25 protein-coding genes are annotated in these 23,714 nt (G+C 36.8%); 6 read left to right on the forward strand and 19 right to left on the reverse strand.

Going from position 1 to position 23,714, the window contains the following annotated elements; all coding sequences use genetic code 11:
- Nucleotides 1-290 (forward strand): translation initiation factor IF-3 (infC, locus tag ACE3RB_RS00945; protein ID WP_374462463.1); only part of this gene is annotated, 290 nt, incomplete at its 5' end.
- A gap of 125 nt (nt 291-415) precedes the next feature.
- On the opposite strand, the gene ACE3RB_RS00950 is transcribed toward infC, so the two are convergent.
- Nucleotides 416-979 carry a hypothetical protein gene (locus ACE3RB_RS00950; protein ID WP_374462464.1) on the reverse strand — a complete coding sequence of 188 codons (564 nt, stop codon included), beginning with the start codon at nt 977-979 and terminating at the stop codon, nt 416-418.
- A 365-nt stretch (nt 980-1,344) separates the two neighbouring features.
- Here ACE3RB_RS00950 and ACE3RB_RS00955 point away from each other — a divergent pair, with 365 nt between their 5' ends.
- Entirely contained in the window at nt 1,345-1,911 is a 567-nt protein-coding gene (locus ACE3RB_RS00955; protein WP_343687118.1) for a hypothetical protein, read from the forward strand.
- A gap of 81 nt (nt 1,912-1,992) precedes the next feature.
- Here ACE3RB_RS00955 and ACE3RB_RS00960 read toward each other — a convergent pair whose 3' ends face one another.
- The 3 genes from ACE3RB_RS00960 to ACE3RB_RS00970 all read right to left on the reverse strand — a co-directional run bounded on the left by ACE3RB_RS00960 (nt 1,993) and on the right by ACE3RB_RS00970 (nt 5,487).
- A complete protein-coding gene (locus ACE3RB_RS00960) occupies nt 1,993-2,622 on the reverse strand; it encodes a response regulator (protein WP_374462465.1) in 630 nt (209 codons plus the stop codon).
- A 2-nt stretch (nt 2,623-2,624) separates the two neighbouring features.
- Nucleotides 2,625-4,832, reverse strand: coding sequence for a histidine kinase (locus ACE3RB_RS00965; protein ID WP_374462466.1), 2,208 nt, complete (start codon nt 4,830-4,832; stop codon nt 2,625-2,627).
- Nucleotides 4,833-5,244: 412 nt separating this feature from the next.
- Nucleotides 5,245-5,487: a hypothetical protein gene (locus ACE3RB_RS00970; RefSeq protein ID WP_374462467.1), complete on the reverse strand. Its 243-nt coding sequence runs from the start codon at nt 5,485-5,487 to the stop codon at nt 5,245-5,247.
- A gap of 286 nt (nt 5,488-5,773) precedes the next feature.
- Here ACE3RB_RS00970 and rpmI point away from each other — a divergent pair, with 286 nt between their 5' ends.
- The 4 genes from rpmI (at nt 5,774) to ACE3RB_RS00990 (ending at nt 9,451) form a co-directional block, all read left to right on the forward strand.
- Complete coding sequence (gene rpmI / locus ACE3RB_RS00975; protein ID WP_002979658.1) at nt 5,774-5,971, forward strand: 50S ribosomal protein L35; 198 nt, start codon at nt 5,774-5,776, stop codon at nt 5,969-5,971.
- A 119-nt stretch (nt 5,972-6,090) separates the two neighbouring features.
- Nucleotides 6,091-6,435, forward strand: coding sequence for a 50S ribosomal protein L20 (gene rplT, locus ACE3RB_RS00980; RefSeq protein ID WP_034694451.1), 345 nt, complete (start codon nt 6,091-6,093; stop codon nt 6,433-6,435).
- 367 nt (nt 6,436-6,802) lie between these two features.
- Nucleotides 6,803-7,984, forward strand: coding sequence for a M28 family peptidase (locus ACE3RB_RS00985; RefSeq protein ID WP_374462468.1), 1,182 nt, complete (start codon nt 6,803-6,805; stop codon nt 7,982-7,984).
- Between the two features lie 297 nt (nt 7,985-8,281).
- Nucleotides 8,282-9,451 carry a M28 family peptidase gene (locus ACE3RB_RS00990; RefSeq protein ID WP_374462469.1) on the forward strand — a complete coding sequence of 390 codons (1,170 nt, stop codon included), beginning with the start codon at nt 8,282-8,284 and terminating at the stop codon, nt 9,449-9,451.
- Nucleotides 9,452-9,503: 52 nt separating this feature from the next.
- On the opposite strand, the gene ACE3RB_RS00995 is transcribed toward ACE3RB_RS00990, so the two are convergent.
- The 15 genes from ACE3RB_RS00995 to ACE3RB_RS01065 all read right to left on the reverse strand — a co-directional run bounded on the left by ACE3RB_RS00995 (nt 9,504) and on the right by ACE3RB_RS01065 (nt 23,654).
- Nucleotides 9,504-10,556, reverse strand: coding sequence for an RNA ligase family protein (locus ACE3RB_RS00995; protein WP_374462470.1), 1,053 nt, complete (start codon nt 10,554-10,556; stop codon nt 9,504-9,506).
- A 44-nt stretch (nt 10,557-10,600) separates the two neighbouring features.
- Nucleotides 10,601-11,188, reverse strand: coding sequence for a bifunctional phosphoribosyl-AMP cyclohydrolase/phosphoribosyl-ATP diphosphatase HisIE (hisIE, locus tag ACE3RB_RS01000; RefSeq protein WP_374462471.1), 588 nt, complete (start codon nt 11,186-11,188; stop codon nt 10,601-10,603).
- Entirely contained in the window at nt 11,185-11,937 is a 753-nt protein-coding gene (gene hisF, locus ACE3RB_RS01005) for an imidazole glycerol phosphate synthase subunit HisF (protein WP_374462472.1), read from the reverse strand. Before hisF ends, hisIE begins: the two co-directional genes overlap by 4 nt.
- Nucleotides 11,930-12,652 (reverse strand): 1-(5-phosphoribosyl)-5-[(5-phosphoribosylamino)methylideneamino]imidazole-4-carboxamide isomerase, encoded by a 723-nt coding sequence (hisA, locus tag ACE3RB_RS01010; RefSeq protein ID WP_374462637.1) that lies wholly within the window; start codon nt 12,650-12,652, stop codon nt 11,930-11,932. Before hisA ends, hisF begins: the two co-directional genes overlap by 8 nt.
- 2 nt (nt 12,653-12,654) lie before the next feature.
- Nucleotides 12,655-13,233 carry an imidazole glycerol phosphate synthase subunit HisH gene (gene hisH, locus ACE3RB_RS01015; protein WP_374462474.1) on the reverse strand — a complete coding sequence of 193 codons (579 nt, stop codon included), beginning with the start codon at nt 13,231-13,233 and terminating at the stop codon, nt 12,655-12,657.
- Nucleotides 13,234-13,235: 2 nt separating this feature from the next.
- Nucleotides 13,236-14,330, reverse strand: coding sequence for a bifunctional histidinol-phosphatase/imidazoleglycerol-phosphate dehydratase HisB (hisB, locus tag ACE3RB_RS01020; RefSeq protein ID WP_374462475.1), 1,095 nt, complete (start codon nt 14,328-14,330; stop codon nt 13,236-13,238).
- Between the two features lie 168 nt (nt 14,331-14,498).
- Nucleotides 14,499-15,524, reverse strand: a complete 1,026-nt coding sequence (hisC, locus tag ACE3RB_RS01025) for a histidinol-phosphate transaminase (protein ID WP_374462476.1) — start codon at nt 15,522-15,524, stop codon at nt 14,499-14,501.
- Between the two features lie 89 nt (nt 15,525-15,613).
- Entirely contained in the window at nt 15,614-16,888 is a 1,275-nt protein-coding gene (hisD, locus tag ACE3RB_RS01030) for a histidinol dehydrogenase (protein ID WP_374462477.1), read from the reverse strand.
- 160 nt (nt 16,889-17,048) lie between these two features.
- Nucleotides 17,049-17,906 (reverse strand): ATP phosphoribosyltransferase, encoded by an 858-nt coding sequence (gene hisG, locus ACE3RB_RS01035; RefSeq protein ID WP_374462478.1) that lies wholly within the window; start codon nt 17,904-17,906, stop codon nt 17,049-17,051.
- 247 nt (nt 17,907-18,153) lie between these two features.
- Complete coding sequence (locus tag ACE3RB_RS01040) at nt 18,154-19,251, reverse strand: glycosyltransferase family 4 protein (protein ID WP_374462479.1); 1,098 nt, start codon at nt 19,249-19,251, stop codon at nt 18,154-18,156.
- Nucleotides 19,248-20,024 (reverse strand): polysaccharide deacetylase family protein, encoded by a 777-nt coding sequence (locus ACE3RB_RS01045; RefSeq protein ID WP_374462480.1) that lies wholly within the window; start codon nt 20,022-20,024, stop codon nt 19,248-19,250. The genes ACE3RB_RS01040 and ACE3RB_RS01045 overlap by 4 nt, the downstream gene beginning before the upstream one ends.
- A gap of 1 nt (nt 20,025) precedes the next feature.
- Complete coding sequence (locus ACE3RB_RS01050; protein ID WP_374462481.1) at nt 20,026-20,955, reverse strand: glycosyltransferase family 2 protein; 930 nt, start codon at nt 20,953-20,955, stop codon at nt 20,026-20,028.
- Nucleotides 20,956-20,960: 5 nt separating this feature from the next.
- Nucleotides 20,961-22,130: a glycosyltransferase family 87 protein gene (locus ACE3RB_RS01055; RefSeq protein ID WP_374462482.1), complete on the reverse strand. Its 1,170-nt coding sequence runs from the start codon at nt 22,128-22,130 to the stop codon at nt 20,961-20,963.
- Between the two features lie 29 nt (nt 22,131-22,159).
- Entirely contained in the window at nt 22,160-22,972 is an 813-nt protein-coding gene (locus ACE3RB_RS01060) for a 2,3,4,5-tetrahydropyridine-2,6-dicarboxylate N-succinyltransferase (RefSeq protein ID WP_002979694.1), read from the reverse strand.
- Nucleotides 22,973-23,042: 70 nt separating this feature from the next.
- On the reverse strand, nt 23,043-23,654 hold the full coding sequence (locus ACE3RB_RS01065; RefSeq protein ID WP_374462483.1) for an isoprenylcysteine carboxylmethyltransferase family protein: 612 nt from the start codon (nt 23,652-23,654) through the stop codon (nt 23,043-23,045).
- Between the last annotated feature and the right edge of the window lie 60 nt (nt 23,655-23,714).

A 23,714-nucleotide genomic window follows, 5' to 3' on the forward strand; every position in this document is an offset into this window, starting at 1 on the left:
AAGCTAAGCAGGTAAAAGTGGTAGTAAAAGAGATCCGTTTCGGACCTCAGACTGATGACCATGATTACGAATTCAAAAAGAAGCATGCTGAAAAATTCCTTGAAGAAGGTTCTAAATTAAAAACCTACGTATTTTTTAAAGGACGTTCGATTATCTTTAAGGATCAGGGAGAGATCCTGCTTTTAAAGCTTGCCCAGGAACTGGAGCATGTGGGAAAAGTAGACCAGCTGCCTAAACTTGAAGGAAAAAGAATGATTATGATGATGAGTCCTAAGAAACCGGCAAAATAATTAAGTCATTATTTTACATACAAACCTCAAAGCAATTTGAGGTTTTTTTATTGCTTTTAAAGAAAAAGACCGTTGATCAGGACTACTCTGCTGCCTGAATCAACGGTTAATTATTTAAAAGATATTTATCCTTCAAAATCTCCGCAATCATGCTCTTTAAAAAGAGGTAAAGCCTTTTTAGTAGTGAAATATTTAGAGACTCTTTTGTTTTTTAATTCCAGCTTCTGGCCTTCTATAACCAGTTCGTAGACCGGAGCCTTATCAATTTGGGTTACAATATATGTTCTTTCCGGAGTTGTAAAGACCGCTTTATTTCCTGCTCCGTCAGAGAACGAAAAATCGTGAATTTCAAAAGTATCCTTTTCATCACAGACATTTGTCCATTTGATGGTCTTCTTTGTGATAGACAGACTTGCCAGGTCACACGTATAACAGTTTCCGGAGAACTCTACACCATATTTTTCATACACATCGGTGCTCCTGATATTCAATACATCAATAGGAACCAATGATGAAAAATCAGCCGGAATATCTGATTCTTGTATAATTTTTTTTACCTGAACAGGAGCAGAAATCTGTTTTACGTTTGCTCTTGCAGAATCTGTTTTGTTCATTTTTTTATCTGCAGAAGGTGAACAGGAATCTAACAGCATGATCAAAACTGAGAGGCTGGTTATTATGTTTTTCATTTATAAAATAATTTACAGTATCTGGTTTATCTTTTTGTAAAATTCTCCAAAATTCTCTATTCAATATATCCCTATTTTCAGCCATTTCTCCCCTATTTCAGGCGGTTTTGCCGTATATCGTCTGAATGCAGATACACTCACTACAAAGAATGTCTTCGTTTATTAATTTATTTCCCACAGATTTCAAAAATTACGCAGATCATTATGTTTATCAGATATTGCCGTTTATTTCCGGATATAAGATTAAAAATCGACATTGTGAAAACATAAAAATCAGGAGACGGCAATTCAAAAACCCCTGAAACCAGCCAGTGCATATGGATATAAAGTCTAATATCTTTGCAGCAATTATTTAAAGAGATACAATGAAAAAATTAAGTTTGACCATCCTCTTTTGTTTGTTAAGTTTTATGGCTTTTGCACAATCATTAAAAGTCATTATCAAACAGGATGGAAAAGTTATTGAGCCGGTAAATGATGTTTATGAACTGAAAAAATCACCTTTCCTTTTTGAAATTACATCAACGAACCTGGAGGGCTTTTTAGTAGGTGCTACTACGAATAAGGATATTTATGCCGGAGCTCTTGGCGTTTTAAATACTGAAGTTGAATGGTTTCAGAATACGGGTATGGCAGAGGAATTATACAACAAGGACAAAGAAATGTTCCTGATGGATTCTGCGCCTTCGTATTGGTACTATACAGATGCGAAAGATCACAGGTTTGACAAAAACCCTAAAGGTAATGCCAAGCAATGGACTGCTACACGTACTATTACAAGGTTTTATGATATTATGGTAGATCAGCCCATCAATTTGAAAGATTTTAACGGCAGCGTTTTCATGCTGATGTATCAGCCTGTATATAATGATGAGTATGATTTAACAGATAAGAAAAACCTGTTTCAGGCTGCGTTGAAATTCAGAGATTAATAAATACACACCAAAATTATTTGATTATATAAGAAAAAGGCTGCTTTCATGATGAAAACAGCCTTTTTTACGATACCTATTTTATTCAATAATCAACCCGTATTCTATAGCTAACCTGATGGCTGAACTAAGATTGGATGTCTGAAATTTTTCAATAAGATTTTTCCTGTGGCTTTCTACGGTATGGGGACTTATAAATAATTTTTCTGCCATTTGATTCGTAGTAAGTCCTTTGGCAGCCTCCGCCAGGATTTCCTTCTCTCTGCGGGTCAGTTTCGGAATCTGGTTTAATCCGTCAGCTGATTTTTTCTTCAGAACAGATTGGGTTTGTGAACATAAAAACTGTTCTCCTTCATATACTGCAGTAATGCCTTCCAGAATCTCGGAAACAGATGCATTTTTTTGAATATATCCCAAAGCACCTTCAGCTAAAGTACTGTTGATTACAGGAAGTTCATTGTGTACGCTTAGGATTATAATCCGGAGATTCCTGTACTTCTTCTTTAGAGGCTTAATAAGCTCAATGCTGTTGGTATCAGCAAGATTGATGTCCAGCAATAAAATATCTACAGCCTGTTTTGCAAGGCCTTCATTCATTTCCGAAACATTTTTGAAGCAGTCTACCACATCTATTGTGCTGCTGTTTCCTAAAATATTCTTCAATCCTTCCAAAAGAAGTGGATGATCGTCTGTTATGGCTACTTTTATCATGTTTAATGAATAGGGATTTGAATTTCTATACTGGTACCAATATTCAATTCGGAAGTGATATTCATCGTTCCTTTTAAAAACTGGACCCTTAATTCTATATTGTGAAAACCTGCTGTTTTCCTCACGTCCAGGGCTGCGAGGTCAAAGCCTTTACCATTGTCCTCTACTGTAACGTTCAGCTGGTTTTGTTCTTCGCTTATCTGAATAATGATTTCAGAAGTATCGGCATGTTTTATGGCATTGTTTACCAGTTCCTGAATGATTCTGTAAACGATCAGCTGTTTTTCCTGGGACAACGAATTACTGTAACTGATAAATTCGGTATGGATATCCAGTACGTTGTTGGATATACGGGAAGCAAACTCTTCAATAGCAACCTCCAAACCGTATTTCATCAGTAAATCAGGCATTAAATTATGTGCGACACGTCTTAATTCTTCTACAGCGCCATCAATCTGTTCAAGTGATTTTGAAATTCCTTCCTGTAAATTTTCGGACTGTTGAGGATTTAAATAAGACAGCTGATGTTTAGTCCCAGAAAGCAGTCCGCCCAGTCCGTCATGAAGATCACGGGCTAGTCGGCCACGCTCCTGTTCCTGTCCTTCAAGCAAAGCTGTAAGCGTAGAAATTTTTGAGTTTTGTTTCTCCTGCTCCATAGCCAAAGCATGCAGTTCCTCTCTCCTTTTAATGGCCCTGGCACGCTGTTTATAGGCATAAAGCAGCAAGAATATCAGAACAATGAAAAAGATGATAAAGAAGACATAATAGGTATTGATCTTTTCTTTAAAAGCGAGCAGCTTTTTGTAACTGTTGATATCATTATTCTTCTGTTGGGTCTCTAACTTTGCCAAACGAAGCTGCTGTTCTTTTTTCTCTGATTCAAGTTCTGAAAACTTTAGTCGTTCACGCTGGTTTTCCTCCACCAGTTTTAAGTTGTTGTACACCTGTTCACGCTGTGCCCGGACTATGTTAATCAACTTGATTTCCTGTGCTTTTTTATCACTTTCCAGCTGAAGTTTAATATACTTCTGTTCTTGCCTTTCTTTGTCAAACTGAGATTCCAGTCTTTTGGTAATATCCAGTTTTTCCTGATCGTAAACGCTTTTGTATTGATCAACATAGCTTTTATAATAAGTCAGGGCTTCCTTGTAATTCCCCTGTTCTTCGCTAATTCTGGATAAAGATTCAAGAACAGCCAGTTCAATCCTCTGATCTCTGACCGGGCTTTTTCCGATTTCCGCAGAAGCTTTCAGAAAGTAGGACTTTGCTAAGTCATAATTTTTATCCTGTATGGCCAGTTCAGCCAATATTCCGAATGAGGAAGCAATGTGAATGGCATCACCTGTTTCCAGACTCACACGATTGGCCAGCTGAGCATACTGCATTGCCTTATTGCTGTCAAAACCGGTATATAAATTGGCTAAATTGATTGCAGCATATGACAGATTGCTCCTGTTGAGCATCATATTTTTATTCTTGTTGAATGTAGTAATGGCCTGCAGATAATACTGTTCTGTTTTATTTCTGAACTCCGTATTGGACGGATATTGGGTATATTTTTGTTCATATACATAACCCATCCGCATATAGGCATCGAAAATAAGATTAGGATCATTTTGTTTGGATGCCAGGAGCAAAAACTGCTTGCTGTATTTCTCCTCCAGCTGGTATTCATTAAGATTGGCATAAATAGCGGACAACTCTTTAGCTGTATTGCCAAATCTTGCATACAATGTAGAGGTCGTTGGTGAGTTTTCGAAATAATCAATAGCTTTTAAATAGGCAGCAACAGCATCTGTTGTTTTATTATTACGTTCCAGAATCCAGCCTTTTGCATAATAGTAATAGCCTTTAGTCTCGGTACTACCCGTTTTTAAACTATATACCCTTGCCATATCAAGGCTTTTCAGGGATTCCGCTGCTTTATTATCCAGCCGGTAATTCATGGCCTGCACAGCGTATAAAATTGTGGCATATTTTCCATCAGATTGTTTTCTCGCGATGGAAATATTGGTCTCTAAAACCTGATAAGATTTGGATTTGAGATCATGAAAAAATAAGGCACTTGCGTATTTGGGAGCAAGATTAAGCTGCTCCGGTATATTTGACGCATGGCTGTATTCCTTTTCTAATTTGCTTAAAACGTCCTGTGCATGAATAAAAAACGGACTGACAACTAAAGTAAATATAAATAATAACCTGCGTATCAAATCTTTATCTTTATGGATTTGTAATATAGTAAAGACTGTAAATATAAGTAAATACCTGCTAATCGATTCTAGTCTGTTTTCCTGAACCGAAAAGCAAGAGCAACAATTACTTTTACAGCTTCTTTTCCTCCCAATTTTACCTGGCTGTTGTTTTTACCCATACTTTTTTGTTGTGTCCGTTCGAAATAAGAATTTATCATTCAATCGGGTATGAAAAAGAAAGCTATAAAAGTTATACATTCATATTTATCTGAGAAAACGGCTATCAGTAATGATCATAAAATCATGAATTTTAAGCGTTTTATCCTTGGCAAATTTTTGGATCAAAGATAACAATAGAGGCTGTATGAAAATATCCCTGATAACAGTGGTTTTTAGTCTGTTCCGTTTGGGTTAGGCTCCATGAAATTCTTTATGGCATATAGGTTCCACCTTGTTCGAATAACATCATGTAGCAAAAAGAAACAGCCAGAACGACTCCGATAAGTCCGGAAATAACAAATAAAAGGATATAGTATGAAGCCTTTTTATTTTTCTTCTGTAAAAAATTAATAATAAAACCAATGAGTGTACACAGTAACCCTGCTCCGAAGAATATGATTAGCACAGCAAGGAATAATGCTCTTTCAAGGTGTAAATCTGCGGATGAAAGCATAAGTAATTAAATTTATAGGTTAGAATAAAAGCTCCGAAACTTATTTATCATATCAATTTTCAATATTAGAGAGAATTACAGGATGTGACAATCCCGATTATCAGCTATATTAATATATTAAATAGTATGGGAGTTTTCAAATTGAATATGTTGTTTCTGTTGATATGCATTAAAATTTTCTTTCATGGATGACTTTTTTTTCGTAATTTTGCACACTATTATTCCTAATGTCTTTAGGAGTAGCCAAAACAGATATTGATAACAAAAACAATAAAAAAGCAGAACAATGCCAAAATTAAAAACGAAATCAGGTGCTAAGAAACGTTTTGCTCTTACCGGATCTGGTAAGATCAAAAGAAAAAATGCTTACAAAAGCCACATCTTAACGAAGAAAGAAACTAAGCAGAAGAGAAATCTTACTACTACTTCTTACGTAGCTAAAGTGGATGAAAAAAGCGTTCAACGTCAATTAGCAATCAAGTAGTTTTTATAAATCTAATCCGGTTTATAAGAATTAAACAAATTCAACATTTTAACCCTGAAACGGTGCAGCCAAGTACAATGAAACAGATTGTCGCCCTTTTCAAAAAAACAATTTAAATTATGCCAAGATCAGTAAATGCCGTAGCTTCAAGAGCTCGCAGAAAGAAAATTTTTAAGCAAGCTAAAGGTTTTTTCGGTAGAAGAAAGAACGTTTGGACTGTAGCTAAAAACGCGGTAGAAAAAGCAATGCAATATGCTTACCGTGGTAGAAAAGAGAAAAAGAGAAATTTCAGAGCACTTTGGATCACTCGTATCAACGCGGGAACCAGAGAGCACGGAATGTCTTACTCTCAATTTATGGGAGCTCTTAAAAAGAACAACATCGAACTTAACAGAAAAGTTTTAGCAGATTTAGCAATGAATCACCCTGAAGCTTTCAAAGCTGTTGTAGATCAAGTAAAATAATGTAGAATAGATTTTGTTATCAATATAGTTCCGGGATTTCCCGGGATTTTTTTTGGTATACTTTTGCTTCAGTTTAAAGTTTAGCTGGTTTCAACAGTGTAAATTTTAAGGATAATTTGATATAGCAATAGTAATATTTATTGGATCAAACATAAAATTGCAAAATTTTTAATTCAAAACAATCAAACCATAAGAAAAACTTACACAGAAACGACTCATTAAGTTAAATTCAACCTAACATAATGATAAATTGTATAAAAAGATATATCATTATCAAAAAAACAAGAAAATACAGATTAAGCTACCTGACTACTAACCATAAATAATCATTTATTACTATATTAGCAATCCTAAAGAAAGTATAAAAATGAAAAAAGTTGCAGCTTTTTTGCTCACTGCCATTGCACTGCAAAATACAAGTGCTCAGAGTTTTATCCAGGCTTATAAAGACAGGGCGGATATGGTGACTCAAACCAATATTAACACCAATCTTCAGGAATTTGCAGGATTTGGAGTTAAAAAAACAGGTACAGCAGCCAATACCAATGCTCTGAACTGGCTTAAAAACAAATATACCTCCTATGGATATACCGCGAATGATCTTTCTGAGGATACTTTCACTTATGGCAGTAATACTTCAAAAAACCTGATCATTACGAAAACCGGAACTTTATATCCCAACCAATACATCATTATCTGTGGACATTATGATACAATTACAGGACCGGGAGTAAGTGATAACGGAAGCGGAACTTCCATTATTCTTGAAGCGGCAAGGATTCTGAAAAATGTTCCTACTGAGTATTCTATCAAATTCATCCATTTTTCCGGAGAAGAACAAGGACTTGTTGGGAGCAGCCATTACGTAAATAATGTTGCTTATCAGTCAGGCACGAAAGTTCTGGATATAAAGCTTGTTTTAAATATTGATCAGGTAGGTGGATTGCTTGGAAATAACAACAATACCATCAACTGTGAAAGGGACACAGGAGGAATGTCCGCCAACAATGCAGCATCGGATGTTGCAACACAGGAGCTTATGACGTGTACAAGTCTTTATTCCCCTCTTCAGACCAATCTTTCTTATGCTTACAGCTCAGATTATATGCCTTTCGAGGCTAAGGGGTATACTATTACAGGGTTTTATGAGACTATCGAAAGTAATAATCAGCATACTGTAAATGATACTTTTGCCAATCTGGATCCGGTGTATGTTCTTAATGTAGGGAAAGCAGCCGTGGGGGCTTTACAGCATTTTGCCGTTGCTTCTACGAGCAATAACCTGCTCAGCACAAATGACGCCTCTTTACAAAAATCAGGCGAAATTATCAGGCTTTATCCAAATCCTGCTAAAGATCTGGTAACTGTTGAATTTGAGCAAAAAGTAAAGCAATTCAAAGTTGAAGTGAATGATATGGCAGGGAACCTTGTTTTAAACCTTGAAAACCAGGAAAAAATTAATACCTCAGGATTAAAAAGCGGAGTATATACTTTTACCATTAAGACTGATAAAGGAAATACAACAAAAAAAATAATCATTAATAAATAATATCAGGACGGAAATTTTGAATCAGGCCTGCATTCAAGAGGTATCTTAAAAACAGGTGATCAAAAGGTCGTAAGAAAAGTGATGATTGAAAGATAGCAGCATGGCTATAAACTATTAACAGAAACCTTTGAAGCCATTCAGAGGTTTTTATTTTTACCAATATTACCGTTAAAGTATTTACAATATACTGTCAATATTAGTATGACATTCATAATAAAATTCATGTCATTTTGATACATTAAACACTTTATTGTGATTTATTTACTACATTCGTGGTACCAAAAATAATATCATAATATGAAAAAATTAACAACACTTTTATGCACTGCACTGATGATGCAGAGTATCGCAGCACAGAGTTTTATCCAGGCTTATAAAGACAGAGCGGATATGGTAACCCAGGCTAACATCACTGCAGATCTTCAGGAATTCAGTAATTTAGGAGTAAAAACCACAGGTTCTGTAGCTAATGCGAACACCCTGACCTGGATCAAAAACAAGTATCTTTCTTACGGCTATACTGCCAGCCAGATTGTAGAAAGCCCTTTTACCTTCGGAAGTACAAGTTCAAAAAACCTGATCATCACCAAAACGGGAACGCTTTATCCTAATAAGTATGTCATTATCTGCGGACATTTCGATACTATTTATGGTCCGGGGGTTAATGATAACGGCAGCGGAACATCTATTATCCTTGAAGCCGCAAGAATCCTGCAAAATGTTCCGACGGAATATTCCATTAAATTCATTCACTTTTCCGGTGAGGAACAGGGGTTGAGAGGAAGTACTCATTATGTAAACAATGTAGTATACCAAGGAGGTGTGCGTAAATTAGATATAAAACTGGTCTTTAACCTCGATCAGGTTGGTGGTGTAAAAGGAAATAACAATAATACAGTATACTGTGATGAAGATCAGGGAGGTCTTTCCAGCAATAATGCGGCTTCTGCAGCTGTTACCCAGCAACTGAGAAACTGTACGGCACTCTACTCTCCTCTTCAGACCGCTGTAGACCCGGCTGAAGATACCGATTATATTCCTTTTGAGCAGAAAGGAGAAGTAATCACCGGTTTTTTTGAGAGAATAAGAAGCAGCTATCCTCACAGCTCAAAGGATACTTTTACCAATATGGATCCTGTTTATGTGTACAATATCGGAAAGGCTACCGTGGGAGCCTTGCAGCATTTTGCAAGCGCTTCAACAACAATGAGTAAACCGGTTTCTAAAAATACGCTGGAAACGGCAAAAATCTATCCTAATCCGGCCCATAACGTACTCAATATTGAATTACCGGATTCTAAAGCAGCGAACTTCAGTTTTGAGATCAGTAATTCTATGGGAAGATCTATGCTGAAAGTAAATAATGAAAAAAAGATTGATGTTTCCAGCCTTCAGAATGGAGTGTATGTCGGAGTTTTAAAAGTTGGTGAAGAAACTCTAGTTAAGAATATCATGATCGAAAGATAGAAGATCAATAGTACCATAATAACAAAACAGCGGGATATTCCTGCTGTTTTTGTTATTGTAAAGCCATTATTTTTTGTATTTCAGACTTTATCCGTTCTGTGATCCATGCCTGATCTTCAGAAATCAGATCTTCAAGCAGATTCCCATGATTTTCATTAAAATCTGTAAGAACATCCTGTAAAAATTCATGCTGAATTTCATTAAGACGATCCGGATTGCTTTTATCAAGTGCCCCGACTTTAGAAGTTACACTTTCAAACCGGTTTTGTGTCACATAAGTTCTTAATTCTTCTGTAATAAAAGAAAGGCTTTCTGCTTTTGAAGAGATATCCGGGACAAATGACCATTTTTCTGCTTTGTGAAACTTTTCTTCTTCGTCAAATTCAGGGTTTTTCAGCTTGATAACCGGGCGGTTAGACAGTAGTTCCTTATCTTTTAAATTATAGGGCTTAATAACAACACCTTCAATCAGGTTATGTTCCAGATCAGGAAATCCAAGCTCTTTTGGAACCGGAGAATTTATTCTGGTATTAAAATTCAAAGCTTCATTGAATTTTCCTATGAATAACGGTTTTACATAGGATATACCGAATTGTTCAAAATAAGAAGCTGCAGTTTCATAATCCATATAATTTTTCAATCCTGATTCATCAACAACAGCAATATCAAAAGCATAGAAAAGGATGTCAGGCGTATAATAAACCCCTGTCTGTATAGCTTGTATATTTTCAACAGCAGAGACCTCCGGATGCGGATAATGCCCTCCGAATAATTCCCCGTATACAATATACCTGACGCCAGGCACCGTCGTATTCAAATGCTCAAATAAAGCCAGCATACTGTCCTCCAAGGCATTGACAACAAGCTGAAATCCAAAGAAATCATCTTTCCAGTCAAGGTATTCTCTTCTTTTGGCATATCTGAGCATACTATTTTCATAGGTAAAACTGAAATTGGCACCATGGATTTTCTCAGTAACCACCCATTTCAGCTTATCCATTTTTGACAATTCACTTTCATTGAGCCCGAGTTTCTTCAATGAATCAGGCATTTTTTCGTATCCGGAAAATTCAGTTAAGGCTGTATTGCTCATATTAATTGCCAAATATATTATTTTAGTTGAGAGAAACCATATACTTTCTTACGGCTCTACTTGTCTCTCTTCTGAAGAATCTCTTCAATCTCCTCCATAGAAAACCCTTTTGCTTTCAATAAAATCAAAAAATGATACAGCAGATCTGCAGCTTCATTTTTAAAGAGGTCATCATTATTATCTTTTGCTTCAATCACCAGTTCTACAGCTTCCTCTCCTACTTTTTGAGCCATTTTATTGATTCCTCTCTGATAGAGCGAATAAGTATAAGAATCTTCAGCTTTGGAATCTATTCTCTGAGCTATTTTCTCTTCCAGCTCATACAGAAATCCTTTGGCATTCTTTTCTCCGAAACAGCTGAAACTTCCGGTGTGACAAACCACATTCTTTGGAACTGCTTTAATCAAAATGGTGTCCTGATCACAATCTATATCAATACTTTTCACCGTTAAAAAATTACCTGATTCCTCACCTTTTGTCCAGAGTCTGTTTTTGGAACGGCTGAAAAAGGTAACAATGCCCTCTTTTTTTGTTTTCTCAAAAGCTTCTTCATTCATGTAGCCAAGCATCAGTACCTGCAATGTTCTGCTGTCCTGAATAATCACCGGCACAAGGCCGTTATCTTTGTTAAAATCTATTTTCATCGTACTTCAATTTTTTGCATTTTTAACTGTTGTTTCAATTCCTGAATCCCTATTTCATTAAAATGGAATATACTGGCTGCCAATGCTCCCGTAGCTTTTGTTTCATCAAACACTTTAATAAAATCATTTACAGCACCAGCACCTCCGGAAGCAATAACAGGAATAGTAATACTATCTGAAACCAGCCTTGTGATTCGAAGATCAAAGCCGTTTTTAGTCCCGTCACCATCCATGGAAGTCAGCAGAATTTCTCCTGCCCCTAAACGTTCCGCTTCCTGAGCCCATTCTACAGTATTAAGTTCTGTTGCTTCTCTTCCTCCTTTGATATGGACCAGATCCTTATCTCCTACCTGCCTCGTATCAATGGCCACCACAACGCACTGGCTTCCGAATTCTTTAGCCAGATCAGAAATAAGACCTGGATTTTTTACTGCTGAGGAATTGATACTGATTTTGTCCGCTCCTGCTTCCAAAAGCTTTCTTACATCTTCCACAGACGAAATTCCGCCTCCTACAGTGAAAGGAATACTGAGTTCTTTTGCGATGTCTTTTACCAGCTGTACAAAGGTTTTTCTATCTTCAATAGTAGCCGTAATATCCAGGAAAACAAGTTCATCAGCACCTTCCTGCTCGTATTTCTTAGCAAGTTCTACAGGATCACCAGCATTTTTAAGGTCCTCAAAATTGACTCCCTTCACGGTAGATCCGTCTTTTATATCCAGACATGGAATAATTCTTTTCTTAAGCATTTTCAATAAAATTTTGAAGTTGTGGTAAGCTTATTTTTCCTTCATAAATTGCTTTCCCGATAATTGTTCCGGCACATCCGATATCTTTCATTTTATAGACATCTGTGATACCTGAAATCCCACCGCTTGCTACCAGCTGAACTGATGTTTTATATAGAATCTCAATATACAACGCTGTTGAAGGACCTTCCAGCATCCCATCCTTTGCAATATCAGTACAAATAGCGGTTTGTATCCCTTTTTCCTGATACTGAAGGATAAAATCAATGATGTCATTATCACTTTCTTCCAGCCAGCCGGAAGTTTTAATTTTTCTGTTTTCGCAGTCTGCACCCAGGATAATTTTCTCTGGACCATACTTTTCAATCATTCCGAAACAGAATTCAGGATCCTGAACTGCGATACTTCCTAAAGTAATCTGTTTTGCCCCGGAATTAAAAGCTGTTTCAATGTCTTCCTGGGTTTTTAAACCACCTCCAAAGTCAATATGCAATGAGGTAGATCCGGCAATATTTTCCAGAACTTTCTGATTAACGATATGCTTTGATTTCGCTCCGTCAAGATCCACCAAATGAAGGTATTGAATCCCAAAGCTTTCAAACTCTTTTGCCACTTCTACAGGATCTTCATTGTATATTTTCTTTGTATTGTAATCTCCTTTTGATAAACGGACACATTTCCCGTCGATAATATCAATAGCCGGAATTATTTTCATCATTATAAATTTATAAAGTTTTTAACGATCTGATTTCCTACTGTTCCCGATTTTTCAGGGTGAAACTGTACTGCATAGAAATTGTCTTTCTGCAAAGAAGCACTGAATGGCAGGATGTAATCACAGACAGAAGTTGTAAAGTCAGAAAGCTCACAATAATAGCTGTGAACGAAATAAACATCACTACTTTCTTCAATTCCTGAAAACAATGGCGAGGTCTGCCCGGAAACGGTATTCCAGCCCATATGCGGGACAATATCCTTTGACGGAAATTTTCTGACATTGATATCAAAAATTCCCATTCCTTCCGTATCTCCTTCTTCATTTTTCCCGCACATCAGCTGCATCCCCAGGCAGATTCCCAAAACCGGCTGCTTAAGGCTTGGAATCAGAAGATCAAGCTCTTTTTCTTTAAGCAGTTTCATAGTTGATGAAGCTTCTCCTACTCCGGGAAAGATAACTTTATCAGCTTTCAGTATCTTTTCAGGATCATCCGTTATTATAGAGTCAACATTCAGTCTGTTGAGGGCATTCTGGACGGAATTTACGTTTCCTCCGTTGTATTTTATTATGGCGATCATATTTATAAACTTCCTTTTGTAGAAGGTAAACTGTAATTTGCATCTGACTGATTCATTGCCATTTTAACAGCTTTTGCAAAGGCTTTAAAAATGGATTCAATTTTGTGGTGTTCATTATCACCTTCTGCTTTGATATTCAGATTCGATTTTGAAGCATCTGTAAATGATTTGAAGAAGTGAAAAAACATTTCCGTAGGTACATCTCCTATTTTTTCTCTTTTAAATTCTGCATCCCAAACCAGCCATGATCTTCCTCCGAAATCAATAGCCACCTGAGAAAGGCAGTCGTCCATCGGAAGCAGAAAACCATACCGTTCAATTCCTTTTTTCTTTCCTAATGCCTTTAAAATGGCCTCACCGAGAACAATTCCGGTATCTTCTATCGTGTGGTGCTCATCTACAGCAAGGTCCCCTTTTACTTTGATGGTAAGGTCCATATTTCCGTGTCTGGCAATCTGATCCAGCATGTGATCAAAAAAGTGAAGTCCGGTTGAAATATCTGACTTTCCGTTTCCATCAAGATTGACCTCAATTTCTATATCGGTTTCATTGGTTTTTCTGGATACTTTAGCCTTCCTCATTCCTGATTTTAAGAACTGATAGATCTCTGACCATTTTGAAGCGGACAGCTCAGCTTCATTATTTAAGTTTTGATTAAGATAAATAGCTTTAGTGCCAAGATTTTTAGCAAGTTGAACATCAGTACTTCGATCACCGATTACATAGGAATTTTCAAGGTCGTAATTGCCGTAAATATATTTTCCCAGCATTCCGATACCTGGTTTTCTGGTAGGAAGATTTTCGGATTCAAAGCTTTTATCAATTAAAATATCACTGAAAGTTATCCCTTCGTTTTCAAATGCCTGCAGCATTTTTTCCTGTGGTTTTATAAAATCCTCTTCGGGGAAACTCTCTGTTCCCAATCCATCCTGATTGGTCACCATCACCAATTCGTAATCCAGTTCATTGGCGATTTTTGCAAGGTTTTGGAAAACACCCGGATAAAACTCAAGCTTTTCCAGAGAATCTACCTGAAAATCCGTAGGAGGTTCAATAATTAATGTTCCGTCGCGGTCTATAAAGAGTACTTTTTTCATATGTTTTTTATAAATTATTTTTAACCATTAAGCTTTTTTAAGTGGTGAAGAAGTATTAAGAACATAGCTGAAGCTATTAATTTAACTTGTATTTTATTCATCCTGATGATTCTTAACTTTTCTTATGATCTTTATTTCTCTTAATGGCTTATATTTTAGCAAGCTAGATTATATTCCTTTTAAAAGGTTAATTAATTTTTCATTTTCTTCACGGCTTCCCACATTGATTCTGATACATCCGGGAATCGAAGGATCTCTTCTGCTGGTTAAAATCTCTTCTTCAAGCATTCCTGTATACACTGCATCAACATTTTCCATTTTAATCAGAAAGAAATTGGCATCCGTTGGAAAGACCTTTGAAATGCATGCAATTCCTTCAAACTGCTGCTTCAGCCACGTTCTCTCTTCCAAAATACGGCTCACGTTTTCCTGAAGTCTGTTTTCTTCCTCCAATGTTTTCAGAATAAGCTCCTGGCTCAGAACATTCACATTATAAGGTGCTTTTACAGTATTGATAAGATTAATGATTTCTTCTGATGCGTAAGCCATTCCTACCCTTGCTCCGGCACTTCCCCATGCTTTGGAAAAGGTTTGCAGCACAACCAGGTTAGAATATTTCTCCAGCAGCTCCAGACTTGATTTTTTTCCTGAAAATTCAATGTATGCTTCATCTACCACTACAATTCCGTTGAAATTCTGAAGGTAAAATTCAATATCATCAACGCTGTTTCCGGTAGGATTATTAGGAGAGCATAAAAAGAAAACTTTCAGTGAAGAATCTTTCACTACCTTTAAGAAATTATCTTTTACGATTTCAAAGTTTTCATCCAGATCCAGTTTCATCACTTTATTTTCATTGATGGCTGCATAGAAGCCATACATCGCAAAAGACGGATTCATCATCAGAATGGCATCTTTTTTAGGCTCACAGAAAATTTTGATGATAAGGTCTATCAGCTCGTCGCTTCCGTTTCCTATGGCGATCTGTGAAGGCAAAACCTTTTTAAGCTCCGCAAGTCTGTTTTTAAGCTTTTTCTGGGTAGAATCCGGGTAACGGTTGCATTCTCCGAAAGGACTTTCATTCGCATCCAGCATGACCGGGGAACTGAATTCATTTTGATCTCTGAAACTGATGTAAGGCTGTAATTGTAATATATTTTCTCTTACCAGAGTTTTGATACTGTTATTTTTCATTGTATTGTTTATCTAAATCTATCTTTAACCATTAAGTCTAGGATTTTTATTTTTTAAATGGTTTTATGGTTTTGCGTTTTCAACATTTATCATTTTAATCTTATTGATACTGCATTTTTGTGGGCAAACAGGCCTTCAGCTTCAGCCATAAGCTCTATGGTTTTTCCTAAATTCTGAAGACCTTCTTTTGAAAGATGCTGGAATGTTATCTTCTTCACAAAGCTATCCAGTGATACTCCGCTGTAATTCTTCGCATAGCCATTGGTAGGAAGCGTGTGATTCGTTCCGCTGGCATAGTCTCCCGCACTCTCGCAGGAATAATTTCCAAGAAAAACCGAACCCGCATTCTCAATCAACGGAATATATTTTTCAAAATCGGCGATAGCCAGAATAAGGTGTTCGGGAGCGTAAAGATTGCTGAATTCCAAAGCTTCTTCAAGAGAATCCACTAAAATAAAAGAGCTGTTTTCCAAAGCCTGTGCTGCAAATTCATTTCTTGGCAAGTCTTTGATCTGCTGATCAACAGCTTCTACCGTTTCTTCCAACACTTTAAAATCTGTCGTAATGAAAACCACCTGACTGTCACTGCCGTGTTCTGCCTGTGAAAGAAGATCTGCCGCACAAAATCCGGGCACAGCCTGCTCATCTGCGATCACAAGAACCTCACTCGGGCCGGCAGGCATATCAATGGCAATTCCATACCGTTGGGTGTATTCTTTAGCCGCTACCACAAACTGATTTCCGGGACCGAAAATTTTATTGACAGCCGGAATACTTTCTGTTCCCACAGCCATTGCTGCAACGGCTTGTGCTCCACCTGTTTTAAAGATTTCTGAAACCCCGCAAAGATTGGCTGCATACAAAATTGCCGGATTGATATTTCCGCTTTTATCCGGTGGTGTGCAAAGAACAATCTCTTTACAACCTGCAAGATTTGCAGGAACCGCGAGCATTAATACAGTAGAGAACAAAGGAGCAGTTCCTCCCGGAATATAAATTCCAACTCTTTCTACCGCCCGGTTTTCACGCCAGCAGACACCCCCTTTCACTGTTTCAACTTTCTGAATTTCCTGTTTTTGAGAAGCGTGAAATGTTGAAATATTTTCTTTAGCCTGTCGGATAGCCTGTTTCAGTTCATTACTAATCTGTTTTTCTGCGTTTTCAATTTCTTCTTCGGTCACAGAAATGCTTTGAGTGTCTGCTTTATCAAATTTTTTATTGAATTCTCTTAAAGCTTTATCTCCGTTTTTTTCAACTTCAGCAAAAATGCCTGTGATAAGTCCTGAAATTTCTTTCTGCTCCAAAACAGGGCGTTTTACCAGGTCTTTCCAACTGTCTTTTGTGGGATATCTGTATATTTTCATTGTACTATTTTTTAACTTTTTTAAACCATTAAGATTCTTTTAAGTTGTTAAGTTTCATTAAGCTCATAGCTGAAGCTATTTATTAAGCGGGCTTATTCTTTCATCTTTTGATGAAGCTTAACTATTCTTAATATCTTCATTGTCTTAATGGTTTATATTTTTAAATAACCATTTTATCAATCGGAATGATTAAAATATCCTGTGCTCCGTTGTCTTTCAGTTCGTCAATCACTTCCCAGAAACGCTCTTCATCAATCACAGAATGAATGCTGCTCCAACCTTCTTCTGCGAGCGGAATTACCGTAGGGCTTTTCAATACCGGAAGAACTTGCGATACTTTCTGAATTTTTTCGTTGGGAACATTCATCAGAATGTATTTTGAATTTTTTGCTTTTAAAACGGCTTTGATTCTGAATACAAATTTTTCAAGAATTGTTTCTTTTTCTGCTGATAATTGAGGTGTTTGAGCCAGAACAGCTTCTGATTTCAGTAAAGTAACCGTTTCCCTTAATCCATTTTTAAATAAAGTACTTCCTGAGCTGACAATATCACATATTCCATCTGCAAGTCCAATATTGGGAGCGATTTCCACGGAACCCGAAATAACGTGAATATCTGAAGAGATTCCCTCTTTTTCTAAAAAGTTTTTGAGTGTATTGGGATATGAAGTGGCAATTTTTTTACCCTGAAAATAAGAGAGCTCATCAGTTTCCACTTCTTTGGGTACGGCCAGTGACACACGGCATTTTGAAAACCCAAGCTTCTGGATTGTTCTGATATTTTTGCCTTTCTCAATCAGAAGATTTTCACCTACAATAGCGACATCCACCACTCCGTCTTCTAGGTATTGCGGGATGTCTGAGTTCCGGAGGTACATGATTTCCATCGGAAAGTTATCTACTGAAACTTTAAGCTGGTCTTTACCATTATTGACAAAGATTCCGCAGTCTTTGAGAAGCTGTAAAGATTCTTCGTAAAGCCGGCCGCTTTTTTGGATTGCAATTTTTAATTTACTCATTTGGCCTTTTTTGGGTCCGAGCAAATAAAAACTGATCTGTTGAAATTTCTGAGGAGAATTCAGGAAACAAAAAAACCGCCTATTTACTCAGACGGTTTTAATTATTTTTGATTTTAGCATATACTTATATCAATCAATTCCGTCTAGCAGAGATGATGATGATAATGATGTAAAGCTAAAAATGTTGGTTTCGTTGTATTGAATTATGATGCAAATGTAGGATTATTTTTTAATATGCAAAGTTTTTTCAGATAATTTTTTGATAAAAATTCATCAGTTCCTTTGCAATGGGTTTATCATTAAACTTCTGAACAAACTCGAAACCCTTTTCCTCACGGCGTTTTCTCTCTGATTCATTTTCCCAGAGAAATTTGATTTTAGCGCGAATATCGAGATCGTTATCCGGATTGATGTACACAGAGTCTTTTCCTCCTGCTTCCGGCAGGCAGCTGGTATTGCTGGTAACGACAACCGTTTTGGAGAATAGCGCCTCAATGACAGGGATTCCAAAGCCTTCAAAGAAGCTTGGATAAACAAAAATATCGGCAAGTTTATAGATTGCAGCCAGCTCATCCATGGAAACACCTTCAAGAAACAGCACCTGCTTTTCCATTTTGTTCTTTTTCAGGAAACTTTCTATTTTCTGATAGTATTTGGTCTTTCTTCCCACTACCACCAAAGGAATTTCAGCCCCGTTGATCGCTTTTACAACATTCAGAAGGTTTTTGCGTTCTTCGATAGTTCCAACATTGAGTACAAATCTTTCGGGAAGCTTAAACTTTTCTTTTACAGCCTGCATCAGCTCCGGAGACTGCTGTTCTTTAAAAGCGTGATGACATCCCTGATAAATGACTTCAATCTTAGTTTCAGGAACTTTCAGAAACTGAATAATATCTCTTTTGGTCTGCTCTGAAATAGCAATGATTTTATCAGCCGTATCAGCCGCTTTTTTAAATTTCCAGAAATGGATTTTTCTGTCAAAAAAAGAATAATACTGCGGATATCTTACAAAAATCAGATCGTGAATCGTCACGACCTTTTTAATAGGCTTCTGATCCCATTTTAAGGGAAGTTCGCCGGATAATCCATGGAAAATATCAGCGCCTTGCTTCTGGGCATCCTTTCCCATTTTAAGCTGGCGTGAAAAGTTTCCTTTTGAGGTTTCAATAAAGTGAACATTAGGACGGTCCAGAATTTCCTTTCCTTTCTCCGATTTGTTTTTGTTGAGCAACAGATATTCATTATCCGGTTCATACTCAGAAAGGATCCTTACAAGATCTCTCGAATAATTTCCGAGACCTGATGTATTGTGGAAAAACCGTTTAGCATCAAAGGCAATCTTCATCGTTGAATCTGTTTTTGAAATTCCTGAAATGTACCGAATGTATGCCCTTTCTGTTTCAGCCAGCCTACAAACGAATCAAATCTTTCTACCATATCCTGCCCCGAGTTTTTTATGGTAAATCCGGGAAGTTTAAAAGCTTCATCTTTGATTTCTGCAAACTCCCACGGATGGAAATAAATATTAAGATAATGGTCTTTTTTCAAGGTATCTGAAGACAGTTTTTTATAGAAAGACAGAGGAAAATTGTGGAAGCTTAACCAAAACAGAGGAATTCTGAAATTAGGAGAAACCGAAGCCGGAATCTGCGTTACATTTCCTTCTTTGAAATAGATTCTGGATACTTTCAAATTATTATATCTTCCCGGTAAAAATGTAGGATTAATGGATGAGTTGTATGCATATCCTGCTTTTTCCACTTCTTTTTCGTCTACGGGCATCATTCTCGGCATTCTTAATCCGGTCACCTTTGTAGAAAATAATTCTTCCAGCCTTTCTCTTGATTCTTTCAGGTGTTTGTCTTCAAATTCTGAATGAAACCAGGTGTGGGAAGCCAGTTCATGACCTTCGTTCAATAGCCTTTCAATAAGGTGTCTGCTGTTTTCTGCAAAAACCACGGTAGAAAAGAAGGTAGCTTTTGCATTATGTTTTTTAAGGATATCGAGTATTCTCTCTAATCCTGTCTGTGAAATTGAAATCTGCTTTTCAAAGGGAATTTCACCCTTATATTCTAATGGCATATCAAATTCTTCGATGTCAAAACTCAATAAAACCATTCTAAAAATTTTTGTTTTTAATAATATAATTAGGTCTGTCTTTCACCTGTTTGAATATTTTACCTAAATAAATCCCCATGATTCCTAAGATGATGAGCTGAAGTCCTCCAAAGAAAACAATGGTCATAATCAATGACGCCCAACCGGAAATCTCTGTTTTGGCAATAAATGAATGAATCACGTAGGCTCCATATCCGATTACTGAAAGTGCTGAGAATAAAAACCCCAGATAAGCTGCCAGATAAAGAGGCTTCACACTGAAGGCTGTGATTCCCGTAAAGGCAAAAGTAAACATCTTTTTAAGGTTGTAACTGCTTTTTCCGGAGAGTCTTTCTGCCGCGGTAAAGTCGATTCCTGTTTGTTTGAAACCCATCCAGCTCGTTAATCCTCTAAGGAACAGGTCGTCTTCATTAAAGTTTCTCATGACTTCAACGGCACCTGCATCCAGCAGTCTGAAATCTGAGCCGCCACCTTTCGTTAAGTTAACATCTGAAAGGCTTGATAAAAGCTTGTAAAACAAGTCTGATGTTTTTCTTTTAAAGAAGGATATTTCTTTAGGATAAGTCCTGAAAGTAAAAACTACATCATAGCCTTCCTCCCATTTTTTAATCAGTTCCGGAATAAGCTCCGGCGGGTGCTGAAGATCTCCGTCCATTGAAATGACCGCATTTCCGTGGGCATTGTCCATTCCGGCTTTTACAGCCGGCTGGTGGCCGAAGTTACGGGAAAACTCAATGAATTTTACTTCTTCATACCGGTTGGAAAGTTCTTCTAATTTCTGTTGTGTATTGTCTCTGCTGCCATCATTCACAAATATGATTTCAAAGTCATAATTGCTTAAGCCATCAAAAACTTCTTTGATTTTCTGATGGATCATCGCTACATTTCCTTCTTCGTTATAGGCAGGAATTACAATTGAAATTTTCTTCATATGTATTAATTCAAGCTGTAATTTTTCTCAAAATCTTTAGTCAGAAGTTCATAAGTTACTCTCAACCAGATCACAATACAAGGTACGGCTTTTAATGAATATTTGATGATATAATTCTCTTTTACAAATTTCGGGAAAAGATCCGAAGTTGAAAAACATGTAAAAATAATGACAAAAACAAGCAATCCTATGATAAGTGGTGTTCTCTCTTTCTGAAGGAAAAACCAGATCAGCACTCCTACCACAGCAATAATGTATGTCGGAGATTCTGAACTGGAGCTGAACAGTACTAAAAACAGTAATGTTGAAGCTAAGATCATCAATTGGAAAGCATAATGCTTATACTGCTTAATTCTGATATAAGGCAAAGCAAAAAGCGGTAATCCGCCTGCTAAAAACACAAGATTGGAAATAGAGGCATCCCCTAAGATTCTTCTCACAAATCCCATTAAAGAAATATCCTGCATATTTCCCAACACCTGATTCTCATTATTTTTTTCTACAATAGACTGAAACCAGTCTGAGTAGCACTGAATCACAAAACGCGGACTTGAATAGGCCATTGGAAGCACAAAAAATAATACTGCAATGGCTACTCCTGAAAGAATAAATTTTGTTTTGTTTTTAATAAAGAAAAACTGCGTCAATCCGACAATTCCATAGATTTTCACAAATACTCCGATTAAAATAGCGGTTACAGATTTTACTTCTTTTCTTTCGTAAATGTATACTGCAGACAACAGCAAAAGACCTGTCAACGCTACATTAAACTGTAGACTTAAAGCGGCAGTAATGTATTCCTGAAGGCAAAGCAGTCCGAAAATTGCTTTTTTACTGTCTGAAAACGGCAGTTTGTAAATACCGTAAATAAAGATAAAAGTATTGGCAATGTTCCAGAGTGAGATCCCCAGCCAATCCGGCATCATGGCAAACGGTGCAATCAATGCACTGAAAAATACGCCATAATGGTTCAGATCAAAATAAAGATCAGGGTAATGGATAAATAAATTTTTCTGATGAATGGTATTAAAGAATACGTTTTTAAAAATCAGATAATTATTGATCGCATAATCTCCTCTCAGATATTTGGAAATTGCGGTAACAACCGATATAATAAGATAAACCCCAAATATATATTTAGGGTTTAATAGTATTTTAAGAAATTTTTCTTTCAAGATTGCGGTATTAGCTTAAAAAATTAATCTTAAACAGCTACATTATTATCTCTCAATGCATCATTCAGAGATGTTTTCTTGTCGGTAGATTCTTTTCTCTGACCGATGATCAAAGCACACGGAACCTGATATTCTCCAGCCGGATACTGTTTTGTATAGCTTCCCGGAATTACTACTGAACGTGCAGGAACTCTTCCTTTGATTTCAACAGGCGTATCTCCTGTAACGTCGATAATTTTTGTAGAAGCGGTTAATACTACGTTTGCACCCAATACTGCCTCTTTTTCTACGTGAACTCCTTCCACAACGATACATCTTGAACCGATAAAGCAGTCATCTTCAATGATTACAGGTGCCGCCTGTAAGGGCTCCAATACTCCACCGATTCCAACACCACCGCTAAGGTGAACGTTTTTACCGATCTGTGCACAGCTCCCTACAGTTGCCCATGTATCTACCATTGTTCCTGAATCTACATAAGCACCAATGTTTACATAAGAAGGCATCATAATCACTCCGGGAGCAATATAAGCTCCTTCTCTGGCTACTGCATGCGGTACAACTCTTACTCCTTTTTCAGCATAATTTCTCTTTAAAGGCATCTTGTCATGAAATTCAAACGGACCTACTTCAATAGTTTCCATTTTCTGGATCGGAAAATACATCACCACGGCTTTTTTCACCCATTCATTTACCTGCCATCCGTTTTCAGTAGGCTCTGCTGTACGAAGTTCACCTTTATCAACCAAAGAAATAACCTCTCTAATTGCCTTCTGGCTGTCTTCATTCTGCAATAAATCTCTGTTGTCCCAGATATTTTCAATAGTTTGTTGTAACGACATGTTTCTTATTTAAAATTATACCGGCCAAAGATACAAAAAAGTTCAGCAAAACTGTTTTAAACATGATGCTTTAATAAAAACCCAACATACGCTTCACTCTCTTTTTATACAACAGATAAATTGGTCCATGTTCCTTTAGCAGATACTCTTCTTCAAGGCGTATCTGGATCTGCATCAGAATATGTCCTATCAGAAGAAAAGAAAAAGTAATAACAGTAGGCAAAACAAGAAAGAATCCAAACAGACTCATCGTCATTCCAAAAAAAATGGGATTTCTTGAAAATCTGAATAAACCTTGAGTAATCAGTTCTGTTTTCATTGTACTATCGATTCCTATTCGCCATGAATCTTTCATTTCTATCTGGGCTGTAATCACCCAAATTAAAGCAGCAATCATAATAAAAAGTCCTAAATACCTGACTGTATGAGGTTCCGGAATATTGATTTTAAAAGCTGAAAAAATGTCCTCCGGAAAAAGTAACAAGAGTATGGTATAGATAAACAGAGCCGACAAAATCAGCTTAAAGTAGAATCCCACAAGGCCATATGCGGAATCGTCTTTAGGAAGAACGTTGGGATTCTTGCTGATCCGTTTTGCAACTTTATAACTTATCCCTACAAAGGAAATAGCAAAGAAAAAAATAAAGTAAAAGGGAATAAAGAATCTGATGAAATCTGTCATAATGATAATAGTTTTGGACAAATTTCATGAGTTTTGGGATGCAATGCTATTGCAATGACA

This window comes from Chryseobacterium sp. (genome assembly GCF_041914225.1).
In the GTDB taxonomy this organism is placed as follows: domain Bacteria; phylum Bacteroidota; class Bacteroidia; order Flavobacteriales; family Weeksellaceae; genus Chryseobacterium.

Coding starts and splice junctions, on each gene's coding strand:
- ACE3RB_RS00955 (WP_343687118.1), top strand. CDS start 1,345: ATGAAAAAATTAAGTTTGACCATCCTCTTTTGTTTGTTAAGTTTTATG.
- ACE3RB_RS01065 (WP_374462483.1), bottom strand. CDS start 23,654: ATGACAGATTTCATCAGATTCTTTATTCCCTTTTACTTTATTTTTTTC.
- hisB (WP_374462475.1), bottom strand. CDS start 14,330: ATGAAAAAAGTACTCTTTATAGACCGCGACGGAACATTAATTATTGAA.
- hisD (WP_374462477.1), bottom strand. CDS start 16,888: ATGAAAATATACAGATATCCCACAAAAGACAGTTGGAAAGACCTGGTA.
- ACE3RB_RS00970 (WP_374462467.1), bottom strand. CDS start 5,487: ATGCTTTCATCCGCAGATTTACACCTTGAAAGAGCATTATTCCTTGCT.
- ACE3RB_RS00960 (WP_374462465.1), bottom strand. CDS start 2,622: ATGATAAAAGTAGCCATAACAGACGATCATCCACTTCTTTTGGAAGGA.
- ACE3RB_RS01050 (WP_374462481.1), bottom strand. CDS start 20,955: ATGAAGAAAATTTCAATTGTAATTCCTGCCTATAACGAAGAAGGAAAT.
- ACE3RB_RS01040 (WP_374462479.1), bottom strand. CDS start 19,251: ATGAAGATTGCCTTTGATGCTAAACGGTTTTTCCACAATACATCAGGT.
- hisIE (WP_374462471.1), bottom strand. CDS start 11,188: ATGAAAATAGATTTTAACAAAGATAACGGCCTTGTGCCGGTGATTATT.
- hisF (WP_374462472.1), bottom strand. CDS start 11,937: ATGCTTAAGAAAAGAATTATTCCATGTCTGGATATAAAAGACGGATCT.
- hisG (WP_374462478.1), bottom strand. CDS start 17,906: ATGAGTAAATTAAAAATTGCAATCCAAAAAAGCGGCCGGCTTTACGAA.
- ACE3RB_RS01060 (WP_002979694.1), bottom strand. CDS start 22,972: ATGTCGTTACAACAAACTATTGAAAATATCTGGGACAACAGAGATTTA.
- ACE3RB_RS00990 (WP_374462469.1), top strand. CDS start 8,282: ATGAAAAAATTAACAACACTTTTATGCACTGCACTGATGATGCAGAGT.
- ACE3RB_RS00985 (WP_374462468.1), top strand. CDS start 6,803: ATGAAAAAAGTTGCAGCTTTTTTGCTCACTGCCATTGCACTGCAAAAT.
- ACE3RB_RS01045 (WP_374462480.1), bottom strand. CDS start 20,024: ATGGTTTTATTGAGTTTTGACATCGAAGAATTTGATATGCCATTAGAA.
- rpmI (WP_002979658.1), top strand. CDS start 5,774: ATGCCAAAATTAAAAACGAAATCAGGTGCTAAGAAACGTTTTGCTCTT.
- hisH (WP_374462474.1), bottom strand. CDS start 13,233: ATGATCGCCATAATAAAATACAACGGAGGAAACGTAAATTCCGTCCAG.
- ACE3RB_RS00950 (WP_374462464.1), bottom strand. CDS start 979: ATGAAAAACATAATAACCAGCCTCTCAGTTTTGATCATGCTGTTAGAT.
- hisA (WP_374462637.1), bottom strand. CDS start 12,652: ATGAAAATAATTCCGGCTATTGATATTATCGACGGGAAATGTGTCCGT.
- hisC (WP_374462476.1), bottom strand. CDS start 15,524: ATGAAAAATAACAGTATCAAAACTCTGGTAAGAGAAAATATATTACAA.
- rplT (WP_034694451.1), top strand. CDS start 6,091: ATGCCAAGATCAGTAAATGCCGTAGCTTCAAGAGCTCGCAGAAAGAAA.